Source organism: Burkholderia reimsis (assembly GCF_003294055.1).
Classification (GTDB): Bacteria; Pseudomonadota; Gammaproteobacteria; order Burkholderiales; family Burkholderiaceae; genus Burkholderia; species Burkholderia cepacia.
The window spans coordinates 72,858-97,440 of the sequence record NZ_QMFZ01000017.1 but is presented as its reverse complement, the minus strand read 5'-3'; the positions used below and the strand labels follow the sequence as shown (position 1 = coordinate 97,440).

Genomic DNA, 24,583 nt, shown 5'->3' with positions numbered 1-24,583 from the left:
CGCGGGACGCGGCCGGCATGCGGCGTCCGGCACAGGCATCGACCGTGCGCAGGCAGCGCGCCCGCACGCTTCCGGACAGACCGACCATGAGACTGTTGATTGGGCGACGGGCACGCGTGCCGCGCCACTCGCACCTGAAGCGCCTTCAGTGCCTGAAGCGCACGCATGCGCGGATACGTGCCGCCACACGCGCCGCGCTGCTTGCGTGCGCCGCGTGGCTCGTGTCGGGCGGCGTCATGCTGCAGGCCGCGCTCGCCGTGCCGGCGATCTCGCAATACGACCATCCGAAGTATCCGCCGGGCTTCACGCATTTTGACTACGCGAATCCGGACGCGCCGGACAGCGGCACGCTCGATTTCGAAAACTACGACGAAGCGCAAAGCTACGACTCGCTGAACCCGTTTCTCGTGCGCGGCTCGCCTGCGCCGGACATCAAGAACCTGATGTTCGACACGCTGATGCAGCGCAGCTGGGACGAGCTCGCGTCCGAATACGCGCTGATCGCCGACGACGTCGAGGTCGCGCCCGACGGGCTGTCGGCGACGTTCCATATCGATCCGGCCGCGCGCTTCTCGAACGGCGACCCGATCACCGCGGCCGACGTCAGGTATTCGTTCGATACGCTGACGAGCCCGCAGGCCTCGCCGCTGTACAACGCGCAGTTCTCGATCATCAGGCGCGCGGTGGTCGTCGACGGCCACACGGTGCGCTTCGAGTTCAAGCACGCGGAGCGCGACGCCGCGCTGATCGCGGGCGACCTGCCGGTGTTCTCGCCGAAGTGGGGCATGCGTGCGGACGGCACGCGGCCGCCGTTCGACCAGATCGCGACGGTGCCGCCGATCGCGAGCGGCCCGTACCTGATCGAGCAGCGCAAGAACGACAAGCAGATCGTCTATGTGCGCAACCCGCACTACTGGGCGGCGAACCTGCCGTCACGACGCGGCATGTTCCGCTTCGCGCGCGTGTCGTTCAAGCTGTACCTGGATCAGTACACGGCGCTCGAGGCATTCAAGGCCGGCGACATCGACGCGCGCATGGAATACAGCGCGACACAGTGGGCGCGCAAGTACGTCGGCAAGAACTTCCGAAACGGCATGCTCGAGCGCGGCGAGTTTCCTGACGGCCCCGCGCAGATGCAGGGCTTCCTGATCAACATGCGCAAGCCGATGTTCCGGGACGTGCGGGTGCGGCACGCGCTCGCGCTGGCGTTCGACTTCGACTGGATGAGCCGGATGATGTTCTACGGGCAGTATCGCCGCACCAACAGCTTCTGGGAGGCGAGCCCGTTCGCGGCAACCGGCATGCCGAGCGAGAAGGAGCGCGCGTTGCTCGAACCGTTCCGCTCGACGCTGCCCCCGGAGGTATTCGGCCCGATGATCCGGCAACCGTCGACGCTGCCGCCCGACTCGTTGCGCGCGAACCTGAAGCAGGCGCGCGACCTGCTCGCGCAGGCGGGCTGGTTTTACCGCGACGGCGCGCTGCGCGACGCGAACGGCACGCCGATGACGATCGAGATCATCGACGACCAGCCCGGCATGGACCGCCTGATCCTGCCGTACACGCAGGCGCTCGCGATGCTCGGCATCCACGCGTACCTGCGCGAGATCGACAGCGCGGTCTACCTGAAGCGGCTCGACAACTTCGAGTACGACATGACGACGTACATCTACCTGCCCGTGACGATCCCGGGTGCGGAGCTGACGCGCCGCTTCGGCAGCGCGGCCGCGTCGCAGCCGGGCTCCGAGAACTATCCGGGCGTGAAGTCGAAGGCGGTCGACGCGCTGATCCGCGCGGCGCTCGCCGCCGACACGCTCGACGATCTCGAGACGGCCACGCACGCGCTCGACCGCGTGCTGATCAACCTGTACGCGCTGATCCCGCAGTACTACCTGCCGAATGCGCGGATCGCGTACAAGGCGACGCTCGGCCACCCGGCGATCGTGCCGGACTCCTATCAGTATGAAGACTGGATCATCGACTACTGGTACGTGAAGCATCCGGCGGCGAAACCCGCGCCGGCGGCCTGACGGGGGAACGACGATGCTGGCATACATACTCAGGCGGTTGCTGCTGATGGTCCCGACGCTGATCGGGGTGGTGACGATCACGTTCGCGGTCACGCAGTTCGTGCCGGGCGGCCCGGTCGAACAGGTGCTCGCGCAGTTGCGCCACGGCAGTGCGCGCGGCGGGGAGGCGGGCGGCGGAGGCGGCGGCTACCACGGCAGCCAGGGCGTCGACCCGCAGCAGATCGAACAGATCCGCAAGCAGTTCGGCTTCGACAGGCCGCCGCTCGAACGCTACGTGCTGATGCTGAAGAGTTATGCGACGTTCGACCTCGGCCAGTCCTATTTCGCGCATCGCAGCGTGTGGGCGGTCATTCGCTCGAAGCTGCCGGTGTCGATCACGCTCGGGATGTGGACGGTGATCCTCACGTACCTGGTGTCGGTGCCGCTCGGCATTGCGAAAGCGGTGCGCAACGGGTCGCGGTTCGACACCGTGACGAGCGTGCTGGTGCTGGCCGGCTACGCGGTGCCGGGCTTCGTGCTCGGCGTGCTGCTGCTGATGCTGTTCGGCGGCGGCACGTTCTGGCAGGTGTTCCCGATGCGCGGGCTTACATCCGACAACTTCGACGACCTGACGCTGATCGGAAAGGCGCTCGACTATCTGTGGCACATCGTGATGCCGGTGACGGCGTCGGTCGTCGGCAACTTCGCGATCGTCACGATCCTCACCAAGAACACGTTCCTCGAGGAGATCGGCCGGCAATACGTGCTGACCGCCCGCGCGAAGGGCGCGCCCGAGCGCGACGTGCTGTGGAAGCACGTGCTGCGCAACGCGGCGATCCCGCTGCTCACCGGGCTGCCGGCCGCGTTCGTCGGCGCCTTCCTGAATGGCAACCTGCTGATCGAGACGCTGTTCTCGCTCGACGGCATGGGGCAACTGTCGTACGACTCGGTGATCCGCCGCGACTATCCGGTCGTGCTCGGCTCGCTGTTCCTGTTCACGCTGATCGGCCTGCTGACCAAACTCATCGCGGATATCTGCTATGTCCTCGTCGACCCCCGTATCCAGTTCAACCGCCTGGACCACTGACCAGGCATGCGCCGCGTGCGCGGCCTCGCCGTCGCCGTGGCGGCGCACGTGGTTGCGCTTTCGCGCACAGCCGCTCGGCTACTGGAGCCTCGTGATCTTCACGGTGCTGTTCGTGCTCAGCCTGGGCGCGAACCTGCTGTCGAACGACCGGCCGCTGATCGTGCGCTACGACGGGCACTATTACTTCCCGATCGTGAAGGACTATCCGGAGACCGCGTTCGGCGGCGATTTTCCCGCGATGACGAACTATCTCGACCCGTACATCCGCACGAAACTCGAGTCGCACGGCAATTTCGCGCTTTATCCGCCGAACCGCTATCGCTACGACACGATCGACTATTTCGCGTCGCGCCCGTATCCGGCGCCGCCGTCGGCCAGCAACTGGCTCGGCACCGACCAGTTCGGGCGCGACGTGCTCGCGCGGCTGCTGTACGGGTTCCGGCTGTCGGTGCTGATGGCGTTTGCGCTGACGGTATCGGGCGTGCTGGTCGGCGTGCTCACCGGTGCGCTGCAAGGCTTCTACGGCGGCCGTACCGACCTGGTCGGCCAGCGCCTGATCGAGATCTGGAGCGCGCTGCCCGACCTGTACCTGCTGATCATCTTCGCGTCGATCTTCACACCGTCGCTGTGGCTGCTGTTCGTGCTGCTGTCGATGTTCGGCTGGCTCGTGCTGTCCGACTACGTGCGCGCCGAATTCCTGCGCAACCGCGCGCTCGACTACGTGAAAGCTGCACGCACGATGGGGCTGACGAACGCGCAGATCATCTGGCGCCACGTTCTGCCGAACAGCCTGACGCCGGTGATCACGTTCCTGCCGTTCCGGATGAGCGCAGCGATCCTGTCGCTGACGAGCCTCGACTTCCTCGGGCTCGGCGTGCCGCCGCCGACGCCGAGCCTCGGCGAGCTGCTGCAGGAGGGGAAGAACAACCTGGATGCGTGGTGGATCTCGATCGCGGCGTTCGCGGCGCTGGTGGTGACGCTGCTGCTGCTCACCTTCATGGGCGATGCGCTGCGCAACGCGCTCGACACGCGCACGCGCGGCTCGGCATTCGGCGGAGGGCGATGATGACGAGACCGTTGCTGCAGATCGACGGGTTTTCCGCGCATTTCGGCGCGAACGCGGCCGTCCAGGACCTGAGCCTGTCGATCGGCCGCGGCGAGCGCGTGGCGCTCGTCGGCGAGTCGGGGTCGGGCAAGAGCGTGACCGCGCTGTCGATCCTGCGGCTCGCGCAGCAGGCGACGCTGTCGGGGCGGATGCTGTTCGACGGCGAGGATCTGCTCGCGAAGACCGAGCAGCAGATGCGCGGGATCCGCGGCGCCGATATCGCGATGGTGTTCCAGGAGCCGATGACGGCGCTCAATCCGCTGTATACGATCGGCAAGCAGATCGCCGAGAGCCTGCGGCTGCACGAGGGGCTGCGCCCGGGTGAAGCGCGCGAGCGCGGGATCGCGCTGCTGCGCCGCACCGGGATTCCCGAGCCGGAGCGGCGTATCGACAGTTTTCCGCACCAGCTGTCGGGCGGGCAGCGGCAACGCGCGATGATCGCGATGGCGCTGGCGTGCCGGCCGCGGCTGCTGCTCGCGGACGAGCCGACCACCGCGCTCGACGTGACGGTGCGCCAGCAGATCGTCGACCTGCTGATCGAGCTGCAGGAGCGGGAGGCCGCCGAGCGCGGGATGGCCGTGCTGCTGATCACGCACGACCTGAACCTCGTGCGGCGCTTCGCGCAGCGTGTGGCCGTGATGGAGAAGGGCGTGCTGGTGGAGACCGGCACGACCGCCGGGCTGTTCGCGGCGCCGCAGCATCCGTACACGCGCCGGCTGCTCGACAGCGCGCCGCAACGGGCGGTCGAGCCGGTCGCCGCCGGCGCGCAGACGATCCTCGACGTGCGGCAACTCGCCGTCGACTACCGCATCGCGGCAAAGGGCTGGCGCTCGGTGCTCGGCAAGACGACGTTCCGCGCCGTGCACGACGTGCAGTTGAGCCTGAAGCGCGGCGAAACGCTCGGGATCGTCGGCGAGTCGGGTTCGGGGAAATCGACGCTCGCGTCGGCGGTGCTCGGCCTGCAGCGGCCGACGTCGGGCGGGATCGAGATCGACGGCATGCCGCTCGCGTCGCTGCGCACGACGCAGGGCCGGCGCACGCTGTACGGGCGCATGCAGGTGGTGTTCCAGGATCCGTTCGGCTCGCTGTCGCCGCGCATGACGGTCGAGCAGATCGTCGGCGAAGGGCTGGGCGTGCACCGGCCGCAGGTGACCGGCGACGCGCGGCGGGCGCGGATCGCCGCGCTGCTGCAGGAGGTCGGGCTGCCGGCCGAGGCGATGCTGCGTTATCCGCACGAGTTTTCCGGCGGGCAGCGGCAGCGGATCGCGATCGCGCGGGCGCTGGCGGTGGAGCCGGAACTGCTGGTGCTCGACGAGCCGACCAGCGCGCTCGACGTGTCGATCCAGAAGCAGGTGCTGAATCTGCTGACGAATCTGCAAAAGAAGTACAAACTCAGCTACCTGTTCATCACGCACGATCTGGCGGTGATGCGCGCGATGGCCCATCGGGTCATCGTGATGAAGGCGGGGCGCGTGGTCGAGGAGGGCGAGACGCTCGACGTGCTGCACGCGCCATCCCATCCGTATACGCGGGCGCTGCTCGCGTCGTCCATGCCGGCGCCGGCGCACGGCCCGGAGCAGAGGCAAGAGAGAACCGATGATTGACGAGAACCGGGCGCCGGGCGCCCGAGCCGTACAGGCGGCGCAGGCGTTGCGCAGCGACGCCGATTTCTGGTCGCTGCGCATCGTCGACGAGACGATCGACGAACATGCGGTGCGCAACGACGTCGCGCAGCCGTTCTCGCGCACGCGCGAGCGCGGCGCGATGCTGATGGCGCGGGCCGGCACGGGCGCGGGTTATGCGGCGACGCCCGACCTGTCCCCGGCCGGGCTGCAGGCGGCGCTCGACATCGCGACCGCGCGGGCACGCGCAAGCGCGCCGTGGGCGCTGGTCGATCATCGCCAGGCCGCGCGCCCGCAGACGAGCGGCACGTATGCGTCGCCCGATGTCGACGCGGCACTGCCGTCGCGCGCGGAATGGATCGAGCGTCTCGCGCACGAATGCGCGGCGGCGAACCTCGGCGCGCGCATCGTCGAGCGCGCGGCGAGCGTGATGATCGTCGACACCGAACAGTGTTACCTGACGAGCGACGGCGTCCGGATCGACCAGCGGTTCCGCTTCCTGATGCCCGAGCTGCACGCCGTCGCCCACGGCGACGGCGACACGCAGACGCGCTCGCTCGGTCAATCGGGCACGCTGGCGCAGGGCGGCATCGACGTGCTGGCGCGCTACGGCTTCGACGGCGCCGGCGCGCGCGTCGCCGACGAGGCGCTGCAGCTGCTCGCCGCGCCGAACTGCCCGACCGGCCGGCGCGACCTGTTGCTGATGCCCGACCAGATGATGCTGCAGATCCACGAATCGATCGGCCATCCGCTCGAACTCGACCGGATCCTCGGCGACGAGCGCAACTTCGCCGGATCGAGCTTCGTCAGGCCGGAGATGGTCGGCCACTATCAGTATGGCTCGCCGCTGCTGAACGTCACGTTCGATCCCGAGCCGGCCGCCGAAGCCGCGTCCTACGCGTTCGACGACGACGGCACGCCGGCGCGCAAGCAGTACCTGATCCGCAACGGCGTGCTCGAACGGCTGCTCGGCGGGGCGCTGTCGCAGCAGCGTGCGGGCCTGCCGGGTGTCGCCAATTCGCGCGCGTCGAGCTGGAACCGCGCGCCGATCGACCGGATGGCGAACCTGAACGTCGAACCCGGCGACCAGTCGCTCGATGCGCTGGTGGCGGGCACCGAGCACGGGATCCTGATGCGCACCAACACGTCCTGGTCGATCGACGACCACCGCAACAAATTCCAGTTCGGTTGCGAATTCGGGCAACTGATCGAGAACGGCCGGCTCACGCAGGTCGTCAAGCGCCCGAACTACCGCGGCATCTCCGCGCAGTTCTGGCGCAGCCTGCGCGCGGTAGGCGATGCGGGCACGTTCGGCATCTACGGCACGCCTTATTGCGGGAAGGGCGAGCCCGCGCAGATCATCCGGGTTGGCCACGCCGCGCCGGCCTGCGTGTTCGCCGATGTCGACGTATTCGGAGGCGCGTGATGACGGGATTCGATCCGATGGCACGCCGCGCCGGCATCGACTGGCATGCGCATTTCACCCGGCTCGCCGACGAGGCGCAACGGTTGAAGGCGCCGGCCGAAACCGTCCTGCTCGGTTTCTCGAGCGAAACGTCCGACTTCGTCCGCTTCAACGGCGGCAGGATTCGCCAGACCGGGCGCGTCACGCAGGGGCGATTGTCCGTGCGGCTCGTCGACGGGGCGCGGCAAGCGCACTCGGCGCTGACCGTCTGCGGCGATCCGGCGGCCGACCTGCCCGAACTGGCCGCCGCGCTGGCCGTGCTGCGCGACGGCCTGCGCGATGCGCCGGACGATCCGCACCTGCTGTTCGATACCTCGTCGTGGCTGCAGGAAACCCACCGCACCGGGCGCCTGCCGGATGCGGACGGGCTCGCGCGCGTCGTGGCCGAATGCGCGCGCGGTCTCGATTTCGTCGGCTTCTACGCGGGTGGCACGCTGGCGCGCGGCTTCGCGTCGTCGACCGGCAGCCGCGGCTGGTACGAGGTCGAGAACTTCAACTTCAGCTGGTCGCTGTACGACCCGAGCGGACGGGCGATCAAGACCGCCTACGCAGGCGACGACTGGAGCGATGCGGCGTTCGCCGCCCGCGTCGAGGCAGCCGCCGCGCGGCTGCCCGTGCTCGGCCGCACGCCGAAGGCGCTTGCGCCCGGACGCTATCGCGCGTATTTCGCGCCGGACGCCGTTCACGAGATGACGAGCCTGCTCGGCTGGAGCGGCTTTTCGGCGCGTGCGCTGGCGAGCGCCCGTAGCCCGCTGCATCGCCTGTACGCCGGCGAGGTCGCGCTCGATCCGCGCGTGTCGATCACCGAGGATTTCTCGCTGGGCATCGCGCCGGCGTTCAACGCGGACGGCTACCGGCGCGACAGCGTGCCGCTCGTCGTCGGCGGGCGCGGGGAAGGGCAGCTCGTGAGCGCACGCACCGCGCGCGAGCACGGGCGTGTGCCGAACGGGGCGGACAACGGCGAATCGCCGCAGTCGCTGACGATCGCGGGCGGCACGCTCGCGGATGCCGACGTGCTGGCCGCGCTCGACACGGGGCTCTACGTCGGCAACCTCTGGTACCTGAACTTCTCGGACCCGATCGCCTGCCGGATGACGGGGATGACGCGCTTCGCGACGTTCTGGGTCGAAGGCGGGCGCATCGTCGCGCCGGTCGACGCGATGCGGTTCGACGACAGTTTCTACCGGCTGTTCGGATCGGAGCTCGAGCAGCTCGGCGCGACGCCCGCGCTGCTCGCGAACGACGACACGTACGGCGAGCGCGCCACCGGAGGCGCGCAGCTGCCGGGGCTGCTCGCGCGCGCGTTCGAACTCACGCTGTAGCGCGGCTGCCGGTACTCGCCGATGCCGTCATTCTTCATCGACCGTCCCGTCTTTGCGTGGATCGTCGCGCTCGCGATCGTCGTCGCGGGCGTGCTGGCCATTCCGCAATTGCCGATCGCGCAGTATCCGCGCCTGGCGCCGCCGCGGGTCGTGGTCACCGCGTCTTATCCGGGCGCGTCGACCGAGACGGTCGATGCCGACGTCGGCAGCGTCATCGAGGAAAGCCTCGACGGCGCCGACGGGCTGCTGTACTACGAGACGAGCAGCGACGGTCACGGCAACCTCGAGATCGACGTGACGTTCTCGCCCGGCACCGATCCGGACATCGCGCTCGTCGACGTCAACAACCGGTTGAAGCAGGTCGAGCCGCGGCTGCCGCAGCAGGTCGTCCAGCAGGGGATCGGCGTGTTCAAGGCGGCGAACACGTTCCTGATGCTCGTCACGCTGACGTCGACCGACGGCACGCGCGATTCCGCGCAGCTCGGCGATTACCTGAACCGCTACGTGCTGCGCGAGCTGAAGCGTGCGCCGGGTGTCGGCGCGGCCGAGCTGTGGGATGCCGACGAGGCGCTGCGGGTCTGGCTCGATCCCGTGAAGTTGCGCGAATACGATCTCGGCGCCGACGACGTGATCGCGGCGATCAGCGCGCAGAACGCGACGGTCACGGCCGGCGCGATCGGCGACGCGCCGTTCGTGCACGGCCAGCAGCTGACCGCGACGGTCGTGGTCAAGGGGCAGCTTGCGTCGCCCGAGGAGTTCGGCCGGATCGTGCTGAAGTCGAAGCAGGACGGTTCGGCGGTGCGCGTCGCCGACGTCGCGCGCGTCGAGATCGGCCGCGACGACTATTCGTTTTATTCGCGGCTGAACGGCCGGCCGGCCGCGACGGTCGGCATCCAGCTCGGCCCGCGCGGCAACGCGCTCGAAACGTCGAATGCGATCCGCGCACGGCTCGCCGAGCTGTCGCGGACGCTGCCGCCGGGCGTCGCGGTCGAGATCCCCTTCGACGGCGCGCATTTCGTCAAGATCGCAATCCACGAAGTCGTGCTGACGCTCGTCGAGGCCGTCGTGCTGGTGTTCTGCGTGATGTGGCTGTTCCTGCGCGACCTGCGCTACACGCTGGTGCCGACCGTCGTGATTCCGGTCACGCTGATGGGCGCGTTCGTCGCGATGTGGGCGTTCGGGCTGTCGATCAACGTGTTCACGATGTTCGGCCTCGTGCTGGCGATCGGCATCCTGGTCGACGATGCGATCGTCGTCGTCGAGAGCGTGCATCGCGTGATGGAGGAGGGTGTATCGCCGCGCGACGCCACACGGCGGGCCATGAAGCGGATCGGCGGGGCGATCGTCGGCGTGACTGCCGTACTGACCGCCGTATTCGTGCCGATGGCGTTTTTCCCGGGCAGTGTCGGCGGCATCTACCGGCAGTTCGCGGTGGCGATGATCGCGTCGATGCTGGTGTCGTCGTTCATGGCGCTGTCGCTCACGCCCGCGCTGTGCGCGAACCTGCTGAAGCCGGTCGCGCGACACGACGGGAGAACCGGCCGGGCGACGCGACGCGGCATCGGCGCGCGTCTGGCCGACCGGTTCGGTGCGGCCTTCGCGCGCGCCGAATCCGGCTATCGCCGCGTCGCGGTGTTTGCCGTGCGCCGCACCGGGATGGTCGTGACCGTCTATGCGGCACTCGTGCTCGCATGCGGGCTGCTGTACTGGATGATGCCGGGCGGCTTCCTGCCCACCGAGGATCAGGGGCAACTGCAGGTGATGATCCAGTTGCCGGCGGGCGCCACGCAGGCGCGCACGCTCGCGGTCGTCGAGCGTGTCGAGGCGATCCTGCGCGCGGAGCCGGCGATAGCGAACGTGACGAGCGTGATCGGCTGGAGTTTCGCGGGCAGCGGGCAGAACGTCGGGATGGCGTTCGTGGAACTGAAGGACTGGGCGCAACGCGACGTCGACGCGATGGCGTTGCGCGACCGGCTCAACGCGCGTTTCGGCGCGATCCTCGACGGCGACGTCGAGGCGGCGCTGCCGCCTTCGGTGCGCGGCATCGGGCATTCCGACGGATTCACGTTCCGGCTCGAGGATCGCGGCGGGGGCGGGCTCGACGCGCTGAAGGCGGCCCGCGCGAAGCTTGCCGAGCGTGCGAAGGCGGATCCGCTGCTCTCGGCCGTGCATTTCGAAGACCTGCCGGACGCGCCGCGTATCGAGCTCGATGTCGATCGCGCGAAGGCGTATGCGCTCGGCGTGCCGTTCGAGCGGATCGCCGGGCTCCTGGGCGGCACGTTCGGTTCGAACTACATCAACGACTTTCCGGCGTCGGGCCGGATGCGGCGGGTGATCATCGAGGCCGACCCGGTTGCGCGCGCGACCGACGCGCAACTGATGGCGCTGACCGTCCCGAACCGCACCGGCGACATGGTGCCGCTTTCGGCGCTTGCCGCGCCGCACTGGACGATCGGCCCGGTGATGCTGAACCGGTACAACGGTTATCCGTCGCTCGACATCAGCGGCCGGGCGGCGACCGGCACGAGTTCGGGCGCGGCGATGGCGGAGATGGAGCGGCTGGCCGGTGCGCTGCCGGCCGGGATCGGTTTCGACTGGGTCGATGCGGCGCGCGAGGAGCAGGTCGCCGCACGGCAGACGCCGCTGCTCGTCGGGTTGTCGGTGCTCGCGGTCTTCATGGCGCTGGCCGCGCTGTACGAAAGCTGGACGATTCCGCTGTCGGTGCTGACGATCGTGCCGCTCGGCATGATCGGCGCGATCGCGGCGGCACTCGTGCGCGGCATGCCGAACGACGTGTACTTCAAGGTCGGGATGATCACCGTGGTCGGGCTGGCGGCGAAGAACGCGATCCTGATCGTGCAGTACGCGCGCGACCTGGCCGGTCATGGCGTGCCGCTGCGGCAGGCGGTGGTCGATGCGGCCGCTGCGCGATTCCGGCCGATCGTGATGACGTCGATGGCGTTCCTGCTCGGTGTCGTGCCGCTCGTGCTGGCGACGGGCGCCGGGGCGGAAAGCCGGCGATCGATCGGTACGGGCGCGTTCGGGGGTGTGCTGGCGGCAACGGTGTTCGGGCTCGTGTTCGCGCCGGTGGCGTTTCGTGTCGTGGCGTCGGCCGGGCGACGCGGCCGGCGTGCGGCGGTGGCGACGCGCGACGATCGTCAGGCTGAGGCGGTGGGGGAGTGACGCAGTGCCACGCAGTGCCGGCAGGTGGATTTCGTGCGTTGCGTTGCGTTGATTGAATGCGATCGTCGTGCGGACGTCTCGCAGACGGCGCGATGCTCAATTCGAATTCCAGGAGACGGATTCAAACGATGTCCTACGTTCTGTATTACTCGCCCGGTGCGGCCAGCATGGCCGTGCACTGGATGCTGATCGAACTCGGTGTGCCGTTCGACACGCGTCTCGTCGATATCGATGCGGGTGCGCAGCATACGCCCGAGTACCTGCGGATGAATCCGGCCGGCAGAGTGCCGACGCTGGTCGTCGACGGCATACCGCGGACCGAATCGGCCGCCTTGCTGATGCTGCTTGCCGAACGCCATCCGGAGCCGTCGCTGGCTCCCCGTCCGGGCGCGCCCGAACGTCCCGAGTGGTTCGAGATGATGGTCTATCTGGCCAATTCGGTATTGCCTGCGATGCGAAACTGGTTCTATGCGGAGACGGATGGCGATCCGCGATGCGCCGAGATGGTGAAGACGTTTTCGCGGGGGCAAATCGAGGAATCGATGGCGCATCTCGACAATCTGCTGTCCGACGGTCGTTCGTACCTGATCAACAATCGGTTGAGTACGGCGGACTTCCTTGCGTTGATGCTCATGCGCTGGACGCGCAACATGCCGCGCCCGGCAACGACATGGCCGCATCTTGCGAGGTACATACAGCACCTTCGCGGGATGCCGACGTTTGTCGAGTTGAACGCGCGGGAAGGGTTGACTGAGTGGATGAATCCGGTTTCTTGAGTGTTCTTGAAAAGTGACGCAGCAGTCGATTGGGGGGCTGCTCGTCTGTTTTGAGCAATACCCGCGGTCCTGCCTCGAACGACGTGGGACCGGCGGCGAATATCCGGCGTCAGGTGCCCGCGCTCGCCGGAGCGTCGCGGCGGCGGTATCTGAAAAACGACCACAACATCGCGGTCGCGTCCGGGCCCTCCGCCGCGTGAAACGGCACGCGAGCGTCGCCGCCGCTCCACGCGTGACCGAGCCTGCGTACGATGCAGACACGCACGACGCAGCGGCCGCTGCGCCGATGGTCGATAACCAGCCGGTCGCCTCGATCCGACACGGTGCGCGTACCGCTGATGGGCTCACCCTCCGCGTCGATGAAACGATTGACACGCAACCACTGGCGCGCGGCCTGTTCCGCGTTGATTTTCGCAACGACGCCGTCCCGTTCGCCATGCACGATCAGTGCCGGCATGCCGGGGTAGTCCCGCACGCTGACGGCCGCATCGATGAGTTGCACCGGGTCGCTGCGGCTGCCGTACTGCATCACCTTCAATGCGTCGAGCGACGAGCGGGCGGCCGCGGAAACGGCGCCCGAATGAAGCGCTACGGCCGCAAATAGCGTCGGGGCGTGCAGCGCGAGTTGCGCGGCAAGCCCGGCGCCGGCGGACATGCCCGCGACGTAGACGCGGGCGGGATCGAACGCGTGCTGCCTGACGATCGCCCGGATCAGCGACGCGATCGCATCCGCGTCGGAGCCGGCGGTCGGCTCGGGCGGGTCGAACCAGTTCCAGCAGCGATGGGGGTGCCTGCTTTTCGATTGTTCGGGCAAGAGTACGGAGAAGCCGAAACGATCGGCGGCCCGATCGATCCGCGTGCCGAGCGCGAACGACTCGGCCGTCTGCTTGCAGCCGTGAAGCATGACGACGAGCGGGCCATGGCGCGGCGCGTTTCGCGGACGATACAGCGAGTAGGTGACGTGATTGACGAAACGGCCGGGCGCCGGCAGCGACGAGAAGAACGAGCGGGCCCACACGCCGTCGGTGGACAGCGCGGGCTGCTTGCGGGAAGCGGGCTTCGTGCGCGGGGCCGCTGTGCGCCGCGTCGCCGTTCTCTTGGGCAGCGAAGCGAACGGATTCAATCTCAGCCAATGACTCACCGGTTTTCGCGGCATGATCGGTAAGCGGCACGCGGGGTCGCATGCCGGATGGTGACGAAGAACACGCGGTCGGCCGTCAGACCCCGTCAGACCGCGCGATTGAACAGACGGATCACGAACAGCAGGATCACGGCGCCGATGACGGCGATGACGATCGAGCCGAGAATGCCGCTGAAGCCGATGCCGAGCAACCCGGCGAGCCAGCCGCCGATCACCGCGCCGACGATGCCGACCACGATGTCGATCAGCAAGCCGAAGCCTCCGCCCTTGACGAGTACGCCCGCGAGCCATCCTGCGACTGCGCCGATGATCAGCCATACGATCAAACCATGTACATCCATGATGTTTCCCCTCTCCTTTGGATTGATAGCAGATTCGTGAAACGGGATCTGCCCGACCGTCCGCGCAACAGGACAGAACGCGAAACGGAACTGCTCGTTTTTGCACTACCCTGAAGCCGTCAAGCACGATTGAAGTGGTCCGAAGAAATCGGACCGGTCAGCCGATCGGGCCTCTCGTGAAAGCGGCCGCTCCGGCACTCGCCCGGACGTTTCGCGCGGGTCTGCGCCGGTTTACTTCTCCACCATGTCCCGCGTCATTCGCCCGATCAACGCGACCAGCCCGGCGCGAACGGCCGTCGTCACGATCCGCCGCGGCCCAAGGATCACGAAACCGGCCAGCGCCACCGCGACGGCCGCGACGGCCGAGCCGCCGAGGGTCGGCAGCTTCATCGCCGGATAGTCCGCGATGTCGCCGGAACGCGCTCGCCGGGCCGTTTCGACGACGTGGTTCGACGCGGACAGTTCGGCCCGGGTCGCCGCCATGCGGGCCAGCAGGACACGCCGCCTCGATTCCGGCGAACCATCGGAGATTCGTCGTTTCATCACAGGCTCTCTCTGGCGGTCTGGATGTCGCGCTGCAATTCCTCGGTCAGGACGGAAAACGTGCCGTGTTTGTCACGCATGCGCACCGCCGCAAAGGAGGCGATCGACACGCACACCCAGAACCCGGCGACGACCCATGACGTCTCGATCAAATACGGCGTTCGTGCGGCGCTGACGATCGCCGCCACGCACACGAAAGCCAGTCCGAACGTCACGCTCAGGCCGAGCAACGCATACAGCATCAGATCGCGCAGGAAGTACTTCCTGGCGAGGTCGAATTCGATTGCCGCGAGACCCGCGTAGTCGGCCAGACGCGCGACCGAGAATTGCGCGACATCCTGCCATTTCCTGATTCTCGAAAGCAAAACCATGACATGCTCCGATGATGACCTCAACGCATGCCGTCGGGCTCGTGACAGCCGATCAGCGCTTCGACCACATTGCGCCGATGATGAAACTCACCGCTGCGACGGTCGCCAGCGTCGCAATCGGATTGCTTGCGGCAACGTCGCGCACCTGCTCGAGCGCCTCGCCATAGGTTTGCTGAACCGCGCCGGCCACCTGGCGCGCTTTTCCCTCGAACTGCATGTCGGCACTTCCCGTGGCGTCACCCACAGCCTCCTGCGCTTTGCCCGCCAGCTTCTGCACCGTGCCTTCCGTCTTTTCGAACATGATCGACCTCGTCGTTCAATCGGGTTGCGTGACCATTGGGACAATGCTGGATCACATTCGTGACGCCATTCGATATCCCGGGGCTCAGTGTAGAGGGGGCGCAGCGTGCAGGGCATGTTCAAATGCACTGGGCGGCGTAGTGCATTTGAGGGGGCGCGCGGGTGCGCAGCAGGTGTGCGCCCGCGAGCAGCCCCGCACGGAACGTGCCGATCCAGCGTTGCCGGTGCGCGGTGCTCGGTGCTCGGGACGCAGACGAGCAAGCCGGCCCGCGACAGCATGAGATAGGCGGCGGTTTCGGCGATGGCGGAATGGCTCCGGGGCCGATCCGTGAGATGCGCGACGGTGGCGATCGTTGCGCGTTCCGCCGTCAACGTGCGGTGTCGCCGAGCAACTGGCGGCGCAACGATTGTGCACGGGTGCGCGGATCGAGCCAGATGTCGAAGAAGGCGCGCGCGAAGACCGGATCGGGGATGTCGGCCGTGAGGCGGCCGTTCGTGTAGAAGCGCGCACCCTGATCGGGCAGGTAGACGCCGCAGAGTACGTCGCCGCGCGCGACGTCGGTAAATGCCCGTGCGATGTCGGCGCGCCACGCGTCGCGGGTCGCCGCGGGCAGCGGTGCGGGCGCGAGGCGCTCGATTTCGGCCATACCGGTGGCGACGAGCCGCGCGCCGCTCACGTCGTGGCGATACGTGAGCGAAAGTGCGAACGGCGTGTCGAATCCCGCGGGCGGGTGGGGCGCCCACAGCTGCGCGTCGTACAGACAGACGCCGAATACGCAGAATTGGCCGGCGCCGATCATCCGTGCCGACGCGACCTCGTCAACGCAACGCGCGCCGGCCTCCGGCGCCGCGGAAAGCACCGCCGCCAGCGCGAGGATCGCAGCCCGGTGTCTCGCGTTCATGTCAGCGTGCCGACGACACGACGAAATGCATCACGTCGGTGCGCCGCTCGGCGAACCCCGCCTCGCAATAGGCGAGGTAAAGCCGCCAGGTTCGGATGAAGGTCTCGTCGAACCCCAGTGCACGCACGGCGTCGACGTGATCCTCGAACGCCTCCCGCCAGGCGCGCAACGTGCGTGCGTAGTCGAGTCCGAACGCGAGCACCGGCTCCGCGGCGAGACCCGCGCGGCCAGCCGCGTCGACGAAGCGCTCGGCGCTCGGCAGCATGCCGCCCGGAAAGATGAACTCGCGAATGAAGTCGCTCGAAGCCCGGTAGGCCTCGAACTGCGACTCGGCGATCGTGATCGACTGGATCAGCGCCCGCGCGCCTGCCTTCAGATGCTGCCCGAGCGTGTCGAAATACACCGGCCAGAACGCTTCGCCCACGGCCTCGAACATCTCGATCGACACGATCGCGTCGTACTGTCCGTCGATGTCGCGGTAGTCGCGCAACTCGACCGTCACGCGATCGGACAGCCCCGCACGCGCGATGCGCTCGACCGCCAGCGCGTATTGCGCCTCCGAGATCGTCAGCGCACGCACGCGGATGCCCTGGCGTGCGGCGTACATCGCGAAGCCGCCCCAGCCGCAGCCGATTTCGAGCACGTGCATGCCGGCGCGCAGCCCGAGCGATGCGACGATGCGTTGATATTTCGCCGCCTGCGCATCGGCGAGCGAGCGCTGCTCGTCGCCGTCGAAGCAGGCGCTCGAATACGTCCACGTGTCATCGAGCCACAACCCGTAGAAGCGGTTGCCGAGATCGTAATGCGCGTGGATGTTGCGGCGGCTGCCGGCGCGTGTATTCATCCGCAGCCGGTGGCGTAGCGCATACCAAAGGCGGGCGACGCGCCCGCCCGTCAGCGTCTGCGCGATCGCCGGCTCGTTGCGGATCGCCAGACGCAGCAGCGCGACGAGGTCGGGGGTGTCGACCTGGCGTGCGCGATACGCTTCCGCGAACCCGATGTCGCCCGCGCGCAGGATCGCGCGGCACGCCCGCCAGTCGCGGATCTGCAGCGTCGCGGCCGGCTGGCAGTGCGGATCGCCGAACACGTATTGCGCGCCTTCGGGCGTCACGAGTATCACGTGGCCGTGCCGCAGCCGCCGCAGCAGCGCGACGAACAACCGCGAAGAAAGCGGCAGCGCGGGTTGCGATGCGTTCGATAACAGGCGCAGCAGGGTCATGGGCGGACCTCGTGGTCGGACACCGCAGGGCGGCAGGGCGGCGACGCCCGTGCCGACGGAGGCGGCGGCGCATCGGCGCAGGACGGCCGGGCAGGGGGCGTCCTGCCGTGGAACGGCACGCGCTTGAGCCAGAGCCGCAGCGCCTGCCAATGGATCCGGACGATCACTCCGATCGCGTTGAACGGCTGCCGCGCGAGCGCGCGCCACGCCCGCGCGGCGCTCAGCGGGCCGGCCTGCATGACGAGCGCCGTCCGCAGCAGCAGACCGTCATCGTCGCGGTAGTCGATGGCGACCCGCAGGTGGTCGCCGCGCTGGCGCACGCGAAACGCGTATGTCCCGACGACGTCGCAAAACGGCGATACGTGAAACGTCTTGCGGCAGACGAGGACGGTGTCGTCCCCGATCGGCGCGTGCCGCCTCGCGCTCAGCAAGTAGCCGTGGTGCGCGCCGAACGTATTGCGCACGTCCGCGTACAGCGCGCGAAGGCGACCCGCGCGGTCGTAGCAGTACCAGAAGCTCACGGGGTTGAACGCATGGCCGAAGAGGCGCGGGATCGTCTGCAGCCAGATCGGGCCGTCGGCCGGAATGCCGGCTTCGGCGAGGCGGGCGCGCAGCCACGGCGCAAGCGGCTGGCCGTCACGCGGCCCGTAGTCGCGCGACGCGAGTCCGAACGGCCGCCAGCGATCGACGCCGAACCAGTTGCCGTCGATCTCGTGAAGTCGCTCGATATCGCAGCAGATCTGGAACAGCGGATACGTGAACGCATGGTGCACGGGCCGCAGCCGCTCGTGCATCACGTGCCCGACGAGCAGCCGCGCGGCGCTGCCGTCGCTCGCGAACGGCGCGTTCATGACGTGGCCCAGGCCGGCTTTACGCCGAAGTCGCCGGCCACGCGCAAGGCGGATTTCAGGCCGTCTTCATGAAAGCCGTAGCCTGTCCACGCACCCGCGAACCACGTGCGGCGCTGCCCCTGCAGCGCGGGCAGGCGTTGCTGCGCATCGACGGCGGCGAGATCGAGCAGCGGATGCTCGTAGTCGTAGCGGCCGAGCTGCGTGCCGGGCGCGGGCGCGTCGACTGGATTCAGCGTGACGACGACCGGAGTGCGGAAAGGCAGCGGCTGCAGCTGGTTGATCAGGTAGCTGACACACACGGGCGATATGCCGCCGGCGGCCGGCGCCGCACGGCGGCTCAGGTAGTTCCACGCCGACCAGACGCGCCGCCGGCGCGGTAGCAACGCCGTATCGGTATGCAGCACCGCGACGTTGCGCTGGTAGCGCACGGCGCCCAGCACGCGGCGCTCGGCGTCGCTGGTGTCCGCGAGCAGCCGCAGGCTCGTCGGCGCGTGGCACGCGAGCACGATGGCGTCGAACCGCTCATGGCCGGCCGCGTCGGTCGCCACCGTGACGCCGTGATCGTCGCGCCGAATCGTGCGGACCGGCGTGTTCACGCGTACGTCGTCGAGCGTCGCGGCGATGCGCTCGACATACTGCCGCGCGCCACCGGCGATCGTGCGCCAGGGCGGTCGGCCGTTGACCTGCAGCAGCGCGTGGTTCAGGCAGAAGCGCAGGAACGTCGCCGCCGGAAACCGCAGGATGTCGTCGGCCGCGCTCGACCAGATCGCGGCCGCCATCGGCAGCAAGTAGTGCTCCTGGAACGAGGTGCCGTAGCCGCCCGCGGCGAGCAGCTCGCCGACCGACAGACGCTGGCGGTGTGCCGTTTCGAGGTGATGCTGCGCGGACGCGTTGAAGCGCAGGATGTCGCGCAGCATGCCGAGGAACGACGGCGAGAACAGGTTGCGGCGTTGCGCGAACACCGTGTTGAGATTGCTGCCGGCCCATTCGAGCCGGCCGCCGTCGATCGAAACCGAGAACGACATGTCGCTCGGATGCGCGGCCACGCCGAGTTCGGCGAGCAGCGCGATCAGGTTCGGATAGGTGCGGTCGTTGAACACGAGGAACCCGGTATCGACCGGGTGGCTCGCGCCGTCGAGTTCGACATCGACGGTGTGCGTGTGGCCGCCGAGGTAGCCGGCCGCCTCGAACAGCGTCACGCGGTGGCGACGGGCCAGCAGGTAGGCGCTCGCCAGGCCGGCGATGCCGGCGCCGACGACGGCGATCCGCCGCCCGGGCGGCAAGGCAGTGAAGGGCTGGTGCATCGCGAAGGGTCTCCGTCAGGCGGGTCGGCGGTCTCGGGAACGGTTTTTCAAGATACGGAGCAAAGCGGTCGGCGGATGCGCCGGGCCCGCTTCAGTCGCGCTCGCCCGGCGAGGCGAAGCCCGGTCGACCGATCTGCCCGGGTGTTTGCGGCACGCGCCTGAAGCGCGACGTGTCGTAGCCCATCGCATCGAGCCGCGCGAGCAGCGAGCGATACGTCGCGTCGTCCATCGTCGGCTCGCGCGAGAAGATCCATCCGAGCGTCTTGCCCGGGTAGCCGAGGATCGTGTAGCGGTAGTCGGGATCGACATAGAGCGTCAACTGCGTGACGTATACCGGCCAGAACAGCCGCACGCGCCATTCGCCGCCCCCGCTGCCGGGCTTTGCCGTATCGACGAAGCGATAGCGTTTCTCGGGTCGGTCGAAGCCGCCCTTGCGGCCGACGAACACGTCGTCGATCCGGCCGTCCTCGCGCAGCGTCCACTCGGCGCGGCTGCCCACGTAGTTGCGTTCCGCGAAATACGGGATGTTCGCGATCACGTACCAGCGGCCCATGTAGCGTGGCAGGTCGACGGCCACGCTCGACAGGGGCACGGCTGCGCGCGGATTCGTGTTCGGTGCATTGCCCGAGCAGCCCGCGGCGATGGCGAGCGCAAGACCGGCCGCGAGCATGGCGGCGAAGCGGCGGACGATTGGGTACGGCATGACACGTCTCACGCGCGTACGGGCCGCTTGTCGAACAGGTAGTGCGCGATGCCCCATTCCTGGCCGCCGGCATAACCGAACAGTTCGGCGACGGCCATGTAGAACATTCGCCAGCGCTGGAACCAGATCCGCGCGTCGGCGCCGTAGACCGTTTCGAAAATCGGCATGATCCGGCCGCGCGCGGCGTCGAGCGAAGCGAGCCAGTGGTTGGCCGTGCGGGCGTAGGCGGTGCCGTCGATCCACCATTGGCGGTCGAGGCGGACGTCGTCCTGGAACCGCAGCAGCAGATGGGCCGACGGCATCGTGCCGCCGGTGAAGAAATGACGCGACATCCAGTCGGTGTCGTCGCGCACTGCGAAATGATAGGCGAGCAGCTTGTGCGCGAAGACGTGCACGAACAACTTACCGTCGTCGTGCATCCAGCGTGCGATTTTCGCCAGCAGTTGCCCGTAGTTCTTCATGTGCTCGAACATCTCGATCGACAGCACGCGGTCGAAACCCGCTTCGCCGGGCGCGAAATCGAAGTCCACCACGTTGCCCGTGACGATCCGCAGATTGGTCAGCCCGCGCCGGGCCGCGCATTGCTCGATGAAGTTCCGCTGACCGTGAGCATTCGACAGGCCGACGATCCGCGCGTGCGGATAGCGCTCGGCGAGCCACAGCGACAGCGACCCCCAGCCGCAGCCGAGATCCAGGATGCGCTGGCCGTCCGCGAGGCCGGCCCGCTCCGCGTAAAGCGACAGCATGGCGTCCTCGGCTTGCGCGAGCGTTTCGTTGCCGTGCGGGTAATAGCCGCACGAGTATTTCAGCCGGGGGCCGAGATGGGCTTCAAAGAACGCGCCGGGCACTTCGTAATGCTGCGTGTTGGCCGCATGCGTGTCGATCGCGATGGGGCTCGCGTTCAGTTCGTGCACCAGCCGGTCGAAGGCGGCCGTGCGTCGCTCGCCGTCGAACATATGTTCGTCGCGCAGGCGCTGCCGCAGCAGCGTGCGCATGCCGGCGCGGATCAGCGGATCCGGCAGCCAGCCGCGTTCGCAGCAGCGGATCAGCCAGGTGTCGCCGGGGGCAGGCATCCGGGCGGGCGACGGTTGCGAGGCGGTGGCGGTCATGAGCGCGTACTCCTGTCTTCTGGATGGTCGGGGCGGGCAACGGGCGGTGGTGCGGCCGGCCTGGGCGGCCACGGAACGAGGGCGCTGGTCGTGAGCATGTATTCCCGGTAGCCCGGCCGCGTTCGCACGAGATGCGCCTCGAGTAGCGGCAGGCCGGAGACCCTGAGCAGCAGCCACGCCATCAGGAACGGCGGCATCAGCGTGAGCCAGCCCCACGGCATGCCGATCGCGAGCGCCGCGTATGCGCACCAGTGCAGGCATTCGAAGAAATAGTTGGGGTGCCGCGAATAGCGCCACCAGCCCACTCGACAGACGCGGTCGCGACGCCCGGGGGCAGCGAGGAAGTGCTTGAGCTGCCGGTCGGCGGCGGCCTCTCCGGCCACGGCGACGAGCCAGATCGAGACGGCCGCGACAGCTGCGGACCGGGACGGCGCGGCCGGACTGTATGCCGGCACGAAGAACGCGACCGACAGCAACATCGAGATCAGCGCCTGCAACTGGAACAGCCAGAACATGTTGCGCGGCGCGGCGTCGCCCCATTGCACGCGGAATTGCCGATAGCGTCGGTCCTCGGGCTGCCGGCGGTTGCGACGCCACAGGTGTCGTGCGAGCCGCAGCCCCCAGATGCCGCCGCCTGTCGCGACGAGTGCGCGGTTCAATGCCGGGCCGGTGCCGAGCCCCGCGACGAACACGGCCATGCCGCCGAGCGTCACTGCCCAGACCGGGTCGATCATCCCGGCATTCCGGGAGCGCAACTGGCTGATCCACACCGCCGTGAACGACAGAAACAGTCCGACGAAAGCGAGGAGGGCAACGGCGACGGCATGCATGCGGGCGGCTCCGGGGACGCGATATCCGTCATATACGGAGCCGAAGGCGAAACGGATGCATCGGGATGCGCCGCGACCTGCGCGCGGGCGACAGGGGCACGCACCGCGCTCACCCTCGGCGGACGGATGTCCGCCGCAGGTTGGCGCGGCGCCTGTTATGCCGCGTGCATTGCCCCGGTGGCGAGCACCGGACCCGTGGGTTGACCGCTCGGCGAGCCGCCGCGCGGCTCGATCGACACGGCGAGCACCGCACGTGCGCTGAACTGCGCGACGATCGCGGGCGGCAGCGTCATCGACGCCGGTGCGTCCGGCGTGAATACGCCGAGCGAGATCGGCTTCGCATTCGGCGGAATCAGCCAGAGCTGGGCCGAGCGATTCGCGGCGATCGTCGGCTTGTCCGCCGGCACCACGACCATCCGGGCGCGGCGCAGGTCGACGGTGGCGGTCCAGTGTGCGACGCCGTCCGACCGTGCGATCGTGGCCACCATGTAGCTGCCCTCGACAGCTGCCACGCGCGGTGGCGCTTCGCTCACCAGGATCAGGTTGAACGCGAGCAGTCCGAGTGCGGCCAAGCTCGCGCCGAGGCCGACCCAGCGCCACAGTCGCAGGCTGTTCCACCATCCGCCCGATGGCGTGGCGCCGCGCGCGGCCGGCGGAACGAGGAAGCCGAGGTCACGCTGGATTCTCGTCCAGACCCGGCCGGGCGGGGCGACGCGTGCGATGTCTTCCGCGAGCGGTGCGAAGCGGCGCTGCCAGCGCTCGAGTGTCGCCTGCAACAGCGGATCGCGTGCGGCGGACTCCTCGAGTGCGTGCCGCGCATCGGCGTCGAGCACGCCGAGCGCGTATTCCGCGCAGCGCAATTCGGGATCGTGATCGGCTGGCGTATTCATTGCTCGAGACATACCTTCAGCTGCATCAGGCTGCGCCGGATCCAGCTTTTCATGGTTCCGAGAGGCACACGCAGTCGCGCTGCGAGTTCGCTGTAAGTTGCGCCGCTGAAAAAAGCCTCGCGTATTGCGCGGCCCTGATCCGGATCGAGCCGCTCGAGGCACCGTTCGAGGCGTTGGCGCTCCTGGCTTGCTTCCGCGAGCGCGGCGGGCGTCGGATCCTCGTCGGGGAGATCCAGCACCTGCTCTTCGTCGAGTTGCGCCTCGCGATGCTGCCGTAACCGGTCGATCGTCCTGTTGCGCGCCAGCGTGGTCAGCCACGTCATCGCGCCGCCGCGTGCCGGGTCGAATGCGTCAGCGCGTCGCCACACGGCCGTGTAGACATCCTGGAGCAGATCCTCGGCTTCCCCGCGATCGTGAACCATGCGCAGGATGATGCCGAACACCCGCGACGAGGTCAGCCGGTACAGCTCGGCGAAAGCCGCCTGGTCGCCGCTCGCGACCTGCGACATGACCTGATTCAGGTGCTCGCGACGCACGGCATCCGCGTCGGTTGACGGGGCGAAGCGCTCGGCACCATCCGGCGTGTCGTTCATGCTGAAGAAATGGCGAGGATCGCCATGGCGTGAATGTCGAGCGAAATATAGCACTGCCGGATGCACTTGATCGAGCAATCGACGGCGGACCCGCTGAATGTCGTGCATGGTGGCGAACCGTATGAAGACGTTGTCGCGAGATACGAACGAATCGTCCGCCGGGATGCAACCGGCCGCCGTCACTGCGGCGGGGTGGTTGCGTGCACAATGGCGTGATTTCCTGGCCGGGAGGGAGTCAATGAAGCGATCTGTCCTTTGTACGTCGTCCGTGTGGACGGTTTCCATGGCGCTGGCTGGAGCGGCGCTGTTGCTCGCGGGATGCGCGGGCCTGGCGGGAGGCGAGAGCGGCAACGCCCAGGTGCCGCAGCCGGCCAAGGCGGTCGATCTTGATCGCTATGTGGGTAGATGGTACGAGTTCGCGCGCTATGAAAACCGCTTCGAGCGCGGTTGCGACGGCGTGACGGCCGATTATGCAAAGCGGGAAGACGGCCTCGTCGACGTGCGCAATACGTGTCGCGAAGGCGGGCCGGGCGGCCGCGCACGAAGCTCGGACGGACGGGCGAAGATCGTGGCGAACAGCGGCGACGCGAAGCTGAAAGTGTCGTTCTTCGGGCCGTTCTTTTTCGGCAACTACTGGATACTCGATCACGCCGACGACTACTCGTGGTCGATCGTCGGCGAGCCGTCAGGGCGATTCCTGTGGATCCTGACGCGCGTCGCCAGGCCGTCGACCGAGCAAGCCGACGCGCTTGTCGAGCGCGTGCGGACGCTCGGCTACGACACGATGATGTTGCGGCGCACTGCGCATTAGCCCGACTGCATGGGCAGCCATGCATCCGCGGCCGCGTCACGTTCGGGAGAACGTCGGGTACCGCGTGCGTTGTTGTCGGTGACGATCGTGAAGGAGAGGAGCGGGGCCC

At 68.2% G+C, this 24,583-nt stretch carries 23 protein-coding genes; 9 read left to right on the top strand and 14 right to left on the bottom strand.

The window, feature by feature from the left end; genetic code table 11:
- The first annotated feature begins 86 nt into the window (after nucleotides 1-86).
- The 8 genes from DPV79_RS20410 (at nucleotide 87) to DPV79_RS20375 (ending at nucleotide 12,566) form a co-directional block, all read left to right on the top strand.
- Nucleotides 87-2,027 (top strand): extracellular solute-binding protein, encoded by a 1,941-nt coding sequence (locus DPV79_RS20410; RefSeq protein WP_244321783.1) that lies wholly within the window; start codon nucleotides 87-89, stop codon nucleotides 2,025-2,027.
- A 13-nt stretch (nucleotides 2,028-2,040) separates the two neighbouring features.
- Nucleotides 2,041-3,093: a microcin C ABC transporter permease YejB gene (locus tag DPV79_RS20405; RefSeq protein ID WP_027787337.1), complete on the top strand. Its 1,053-nt coding sequence runs from the start codon at nucleotides 2,041-2,043 to the stop codon at nucleotides 3,091-3,093.
- A complete protein-coding gene (locus DPV79_RS20400; RefSeq protein WP_027787338.1) occupies nucleotides 3,047-4,159 on the top strand; it encodes an ABC transporter permease in 1,113 nt (370 codons plus the stop codon). Before DPV79_RS20405 ends, DPV79_RS20400 begins: the two co-directional genes overlap by 47 nt.
- Nucleotides 4,159-5,802, top strand: a complete 1,644-nt coding sequence (locus DPV79_RS20395; RefSeq protein WP_113046328.1) for an ABC transporter ATP-binding protein — start codon at nucleotides 4,159-4,161, stop codon at nucleotides 5,800-5,802. The genes DPV79_RS20400 and DPV79_RS20395 overlap by 1 nt, the downstream gene beginning before the upstream one ends.
- On the top strand, nucleotides 5,795-7,246 hold the full coding sequence (locus tag DPV79_RS20390; protein ID WP_059488445.1) for a TldD/PmbA family protein: 1,452 nt from the start codon (nucleotides 5,795-5,797) through the stop codon (nucleotides 7,244-7,246). Before DPV79_RS20395 ends, DPV79_RS20390 begins: the two co-directional genes overlap by 8 nt.
- Nucleotides 7,246-8,607: a TldD/PmbA family protein gene (locus DPV79_RS20385; RefSeq protein ID WP_048022768.1), complete on the top strand. Its 1,362-nt coding sequence runs from the start codon at nucleotides 7,246-7,248 to the stop codon at nucleotides 8,605-8,607. Before DPV79_RS20390 ends, DPV79_RS20385 begins: the two co-directional genes overlap by 1 nt.
- A 21-nt stretch (nucleotides 8,608-8,628) precedes the next feature.
- Nucleotides 8,629-11,790: a multidrug efflux RND transporter permease subunit gene (locus tag DPV79_RS20380; RefSeq protein WP_113046327.1), complete on the top strand. Its 3,162-nt coding sequence runs from the start codon at nucleotides 8,629-8,631 to the stop codon at nucleotides 11,788-11,790.
- A 128-nt stretch (nucleotides 11,791-11,918) separates the two neighbouring features.
- Nucleotides 11,919-12,566, top strand: a complete 648-nt coding sequence (locus DPV79_RS20375) for a glutathione S-transferase family protein (protein WP_113046326.1) — start codon at nucleotides 11,919-11,921, stop codon at nucleotides 12,564-12,566.
- Between the two features lie 109 nt (nucleotides 12,567-12,675).
- On the opposite strand, the gene DPV79_RS20370 is transcribed toward DPV79_RS20375, so the two are convergent.
- From DPV79_RS20370 to DPV79_RS20305, 14 genes are all read right to left on the bottom strand, one after another.
- Complete coding sequence (locus DPV79_RS20370) at nucleotides 12,676-13,707, bottom strand: extracellular catalytic domain type 1 short-chain-length polyhydroxyalkanoate depolymerase (RefSeq protein WP_226190813.1); 1,032 nt, start codon at nucleotides 13,705-13,707, stop codon at nucleotides 12,676-12,678.
- Between the two features lie 86 nt (nucleotides 13,708-13,793).
- Nucleotides 13,794-14,048, bottom strand: a complete 255-nt coding sequence (locus DPV79_RS20365; protein WP_021160949.1) for a GlsB/YeaQ/YmgE family stress response membrane protein — start codon at nucleotides 14,046-14,048, stop codon at nucleotides 13,794-13,796.
- Between the two features lie 231 nt (nucleotides 14,049-14,279).
- Nucleotides 14,280-14,591, bottom strand: a complete 312-nt coding sequence (locus tag DPV79_RS20360) for a hypothetical protein (RefSeq protein ID WP_048022765.1) — start codon at nucleotides 14,589-14,591, stop codon at nucleotides 14,280-14,282.
- The gene (locus DPV79_RS20355; RefSeq protein ID WP_048022763.1) at nucleotides 14,591-14,962 is read right to left on the bottom strand and encodes a hypothetical protein; all 372 of its coding nucleotides are present in this window, start codon (nucleotides 14,960-14,962) and stop codon (nucleotides 14,591-14,593) included. Before DPV79_RS20355 ends, DPV79_RS20360 begins: the two co-directional genes overlap by 1 nt.
- Nucleotides 14,963-15,014: 52 nt before the next feature.
- Complete coding sequence (locus tag DPV79_RS20350; RefSeq protein WP_060196332.1) at nucleotides 15,015-15,263, bottom strand: CsbD family protein; 249 nt, start codon at nucleotides 15,261-15,263, stop codon at nucleotides 15,015-15,017.
- 367 nt (nucleotides 15,264-15,630) lie between these two features.
- On the bottom strand, nucleotides 15,631-16,164 hold the full coding sequence (locus DPV79_RS20345; RefSeq protein WP_059488456.1) for a chalcone isomerase family protein: 534 nt from the start codon (nucleotides 16,162-16,164) through the stop codon (nucleotides 15,631-15,633).
- Between the two features lies 1 nt (nucleotide 16,165).
- Nucleotides 16,166-17,383 carry an SAM-dependent methyltransferase gene (locus DPV79_RS20340; RefSeq protein WP_059488458.1) on the bottom strand — a complete coding sequence of 406 codons (1,218 nt, stop codon included), beginning with the start codon at nucleotides 17,381-17,383 and terminating at the stop codon, nucleotides 16,166-16,168.
- Nucleotides 17,380-18,234, bottom strand: coding sequence for a DUF1365 domain-containing protein (locus DPV79_RS20335; RefSeq protein ID WP_113046325.1), 855 nt, complete (start codon nucleotides 18,232-18,234; stop codon nucleotides 17,380-17,382). Before DPV79_RS20335 ends, DPV79_RS20340 begins: the two co-directional genes overlap by 4 nt.
- On the bottom strand, nucleotides 18,231-19,538 hold the full coding sequence (locus tag DPV79_RS20330) for an NAD(P)/FAD-dependent oxidoreductase (protein ID WP_113046324.1): 1,308 nt from the start codon (nucleotides 19,536-19,538) through the stop codon (nucleotides 18,231-18,233). The genes DPV79_RS20335 and DPV79_RS20330 overlap by 4 nt, the downstream gene beginning before the upstream one ends.
- A gap of 91 nt (nucleotides 19,539-19,629) precedes the next feature.
- Nucleotides 19,630-20,241: a lipocalin family protein gene (locus DPV79_RS20325; protein ID WP_059653124.1), complete on the bottom strand. Its 612-nt coding sequence runs from the start codon at nucleotides 20,239-20,241 to the stop codon at nucleotides 19,630-19,632.
- 8 nt (nucleotides 20,242-20,249) lie between these two features.
- A complete protein-coding gene (locus tag DPV79_RS20320) occupies nucleotides 20,250-21,350 on the bottom strand; it encodes an SAM-dependent methyltransferase (RefSeq protein ID WP_113046323.1) in 1,101 nt (366 codons plus the stop codon).
- A complete protein-coding gene (locus DPV79_RS20315) occupies nucleotides 21,347-22,180 on the bottom strand; it encodes a DUF1295 domain-containing protein (protein ID WP_060084912.1) in 834 nt (277 codons plus the stop codon). Before DPV79_RS20315 ends, DPV79_RS20320 begins: the two co-directional genes overlap by 4 nt.
- Before the next feature lie 155 nt (nucleotides 22,181-22,335).
- Nucleotides 22,336-23,070, bottom strand: a complete 735-nt coding sequence (locus DPV79_RS20310) for an anti-sigma factor (RefSeq protein WP_113046322.1) — start codon at nucleotides 23,068-23,070, stop codon at nucleotides 22,336-22,338.
- A complete protein-coding gene (locus DPV79_RS20305; protein WP_042975896.1) occupies nucleotides 23,067-23,663 on the bottom strand; it encodes a sigma-70 family RNA polymerase sigma factor in 597 nt (198 codons plus the stop codon). Before DPV79_RS20305 ends, DPV79_RS20310 begins: the two co-directional genes overlap by 4 nt.
- Before the next feature lie 283 nt (nucleotides 23,664-23,946).
- On the opposite strand from DPV79_RS20305, the gene DPV79_RS20300 reads away from it, so the two are divergent.
- Complete coding sequence (locus DPV79_RS20300) at nucleotides 23,947-24,474, top strand: lipocalin family protein (RefSeq protein ID WP_165581777.1); 528 nt, start codon at nucleotides 23,947-23,949, stop codon at nucleotides 24,472-24,474.
- The last annotated feature ends 109 nt before the right edge of the window (nucleotides 24,475-24,583 follow it).

What these genes read in the sequence shown, in the direction of transcription:
- DPV79_RS20410 (WP_244321783.1), top strand. Translation starts at nt 87, where the DNA reads ATGAGACTGTTGATTGGGCGACGGGCACGCGTGCCGCGCCACTCGCAC.
- DPV79_RS20405 (WP_027787337.1), top strand. Translation starts at nt 2,041, where the DNA reads ATGCTGGCATACATACTCAGGCGGTTGCTGCTGATGGTCCCGACGCTG.
- DPV79_RS20400 (WP_027787338.1), top strand. Translation starts at nt 3,047, where the DNA reads ATGTCCTCGTCGACCCCCGTATCCAGTTCAACCGCCTGGACCACTGAC.
- DPV79_RS20395 (WP_113046328.1), top strand. Translation starts at nt 4,159, where the DNA reads ATGACGAGACCGTTGCTGCAGATCGACGGGTTTTCCGCGCATTTCGGC.
- DPV79_RS20390 (WP_059488445.1), top strand. Translation starts at nt 5,795, where the DNA reads ATGATTGACGAGAACCGGGCGCCGGGCGCCCGAGCCGTACAGGCGGCG.
- DPV79_RS20385 (WP_048022768.1), top strand. Translation starts at nt 7,246, where the DNA reads ATGACGGGATTCGATCCGATGGCACGCCGCGCCGGCATCGACTGGCAT.
- DPV79_RS20380 (WP_113046327.1), top strand. Translation starts at nt 8,629, where the DNA reads ATGCCGTCATTCTTCATCGACCGTCCCGTCTTTGCGTGGATCGTCGCG.
- DPV79_RS20375 (WP_113046326.1), top strand. Translation starts at nt 11,919, where the DNA reads ATGTCCTACGTTCTGTATTACTCGCCCGGTGCGGCCAGCATGGCCGTG.
- DPV79_RS20365 (WP_021160949.1), bottom strand. Translation starts at nt 14,048, where the DNA reads ATGGATGTACATGGTTTGATCGTATGGCTGATCATCGGCGCAGTCGCA.
- DPV79_RS20360 (WP_048022765.1), bottom strand. Translation starts at nt 14,591, where the DNA reads ATGAAACGACGAATCTCCGATGGTTCGCCGGAATCGAGGCGGCGTGTC.
- DPV79_RS20355 (WP_048022763.1), bottom strand. Translation starts at nt 14,962, where the DNA reads ATGGTTTTGCTTTCGAGAATCAGGAAATGGCAGGATGTCGCGCAATTC.
- DPV79_RS20350 (WP_060196332.1), bottom strand. Translation starts at nt 15,263, where the DNA reads ATGTTCGAAAAGACGGAAGGCACGGTGCAGAAGCTGGCGGGCAAAGCG.
- DPV79_RS20345 (WP_059488456.1), bottom strand. Translation starts at nt 16,164, where the DNA reads ATGAACGCGAGACACCGGGCTGCGATCCTCGCGCTGGCGGCGGTGCTT.
- DPV79_RS20340 (WP_059488458.1), bottom strand. Translation starts at nt 17,383, where the DNA reads ATGACCCTGCTGCGCCTGTTATCGAACGCATCGCAACCCGCGCTGCCG.
- DPV79_RS20335 (WP_113046325.1), bottom strand. Translation starts at nt 18,234, where the DNA reads ATGAACGCGCCGTTCGCGAGCGACGGCAGCGCCGCGCGGCTGCTCGTC.
- DPV79_RS20330 (WP_113046324.1), bottom strand. Translation starts at nt 19,538, where the DNA reads ATGCACCAGCCCTTCACTGCCTTGCCGCCCGGGCGGCGGATCGCCGTC.
- DPV79_RS20325 (WP_059653124.1), bottom strand. Translation starts at nt 20,241, where the DNA reads ATGCCGTACCCAATCGTCCGCCGCTTCGCCGCCATGCTCGCGGCCGGT.
- DPV79_RS20320 (WP_113046323.1), bottom strand. Translation starts at nt 21,350, where the DNA reads ATGACCGCCACCGCCTCGCAACCGTCGCCCGCCCGGATGCCTGCCCCC.
- DPV79_RS20315 (WP_060084912.1), bottom strand. Translation starts at nt 22,180, where the DNA reads ATGCATGCCGTCGCCGTTGCCCTCCTCGCTTTCGTCGGACTGTTTCTG.
- DPV79_RS20310 (WP_113046322.1), bottom strand. Translation starts at nt 23,070, where the DNA reads ATGAATACGCCAGCCGATCACGATCCCGAATTGCGCTGCGCGGAATAC.
- DPV79_RS20305 (WP_042975896.1), bottom strand. Translation starts at nt 23,663, where the DNA reads ATGAACGACACGCCGGATGGTGCCGAGCGCTTCGCCCCGTCAACCGAC.
- DPV79_RS20300 (WP_165581777.1), top strand. Translation starts at nt 23,947, where the DNA reads ATGGCGCTGGCTGGAGCGGCGCTGTTGCTCGCGGGATGCGCGGGCCTG.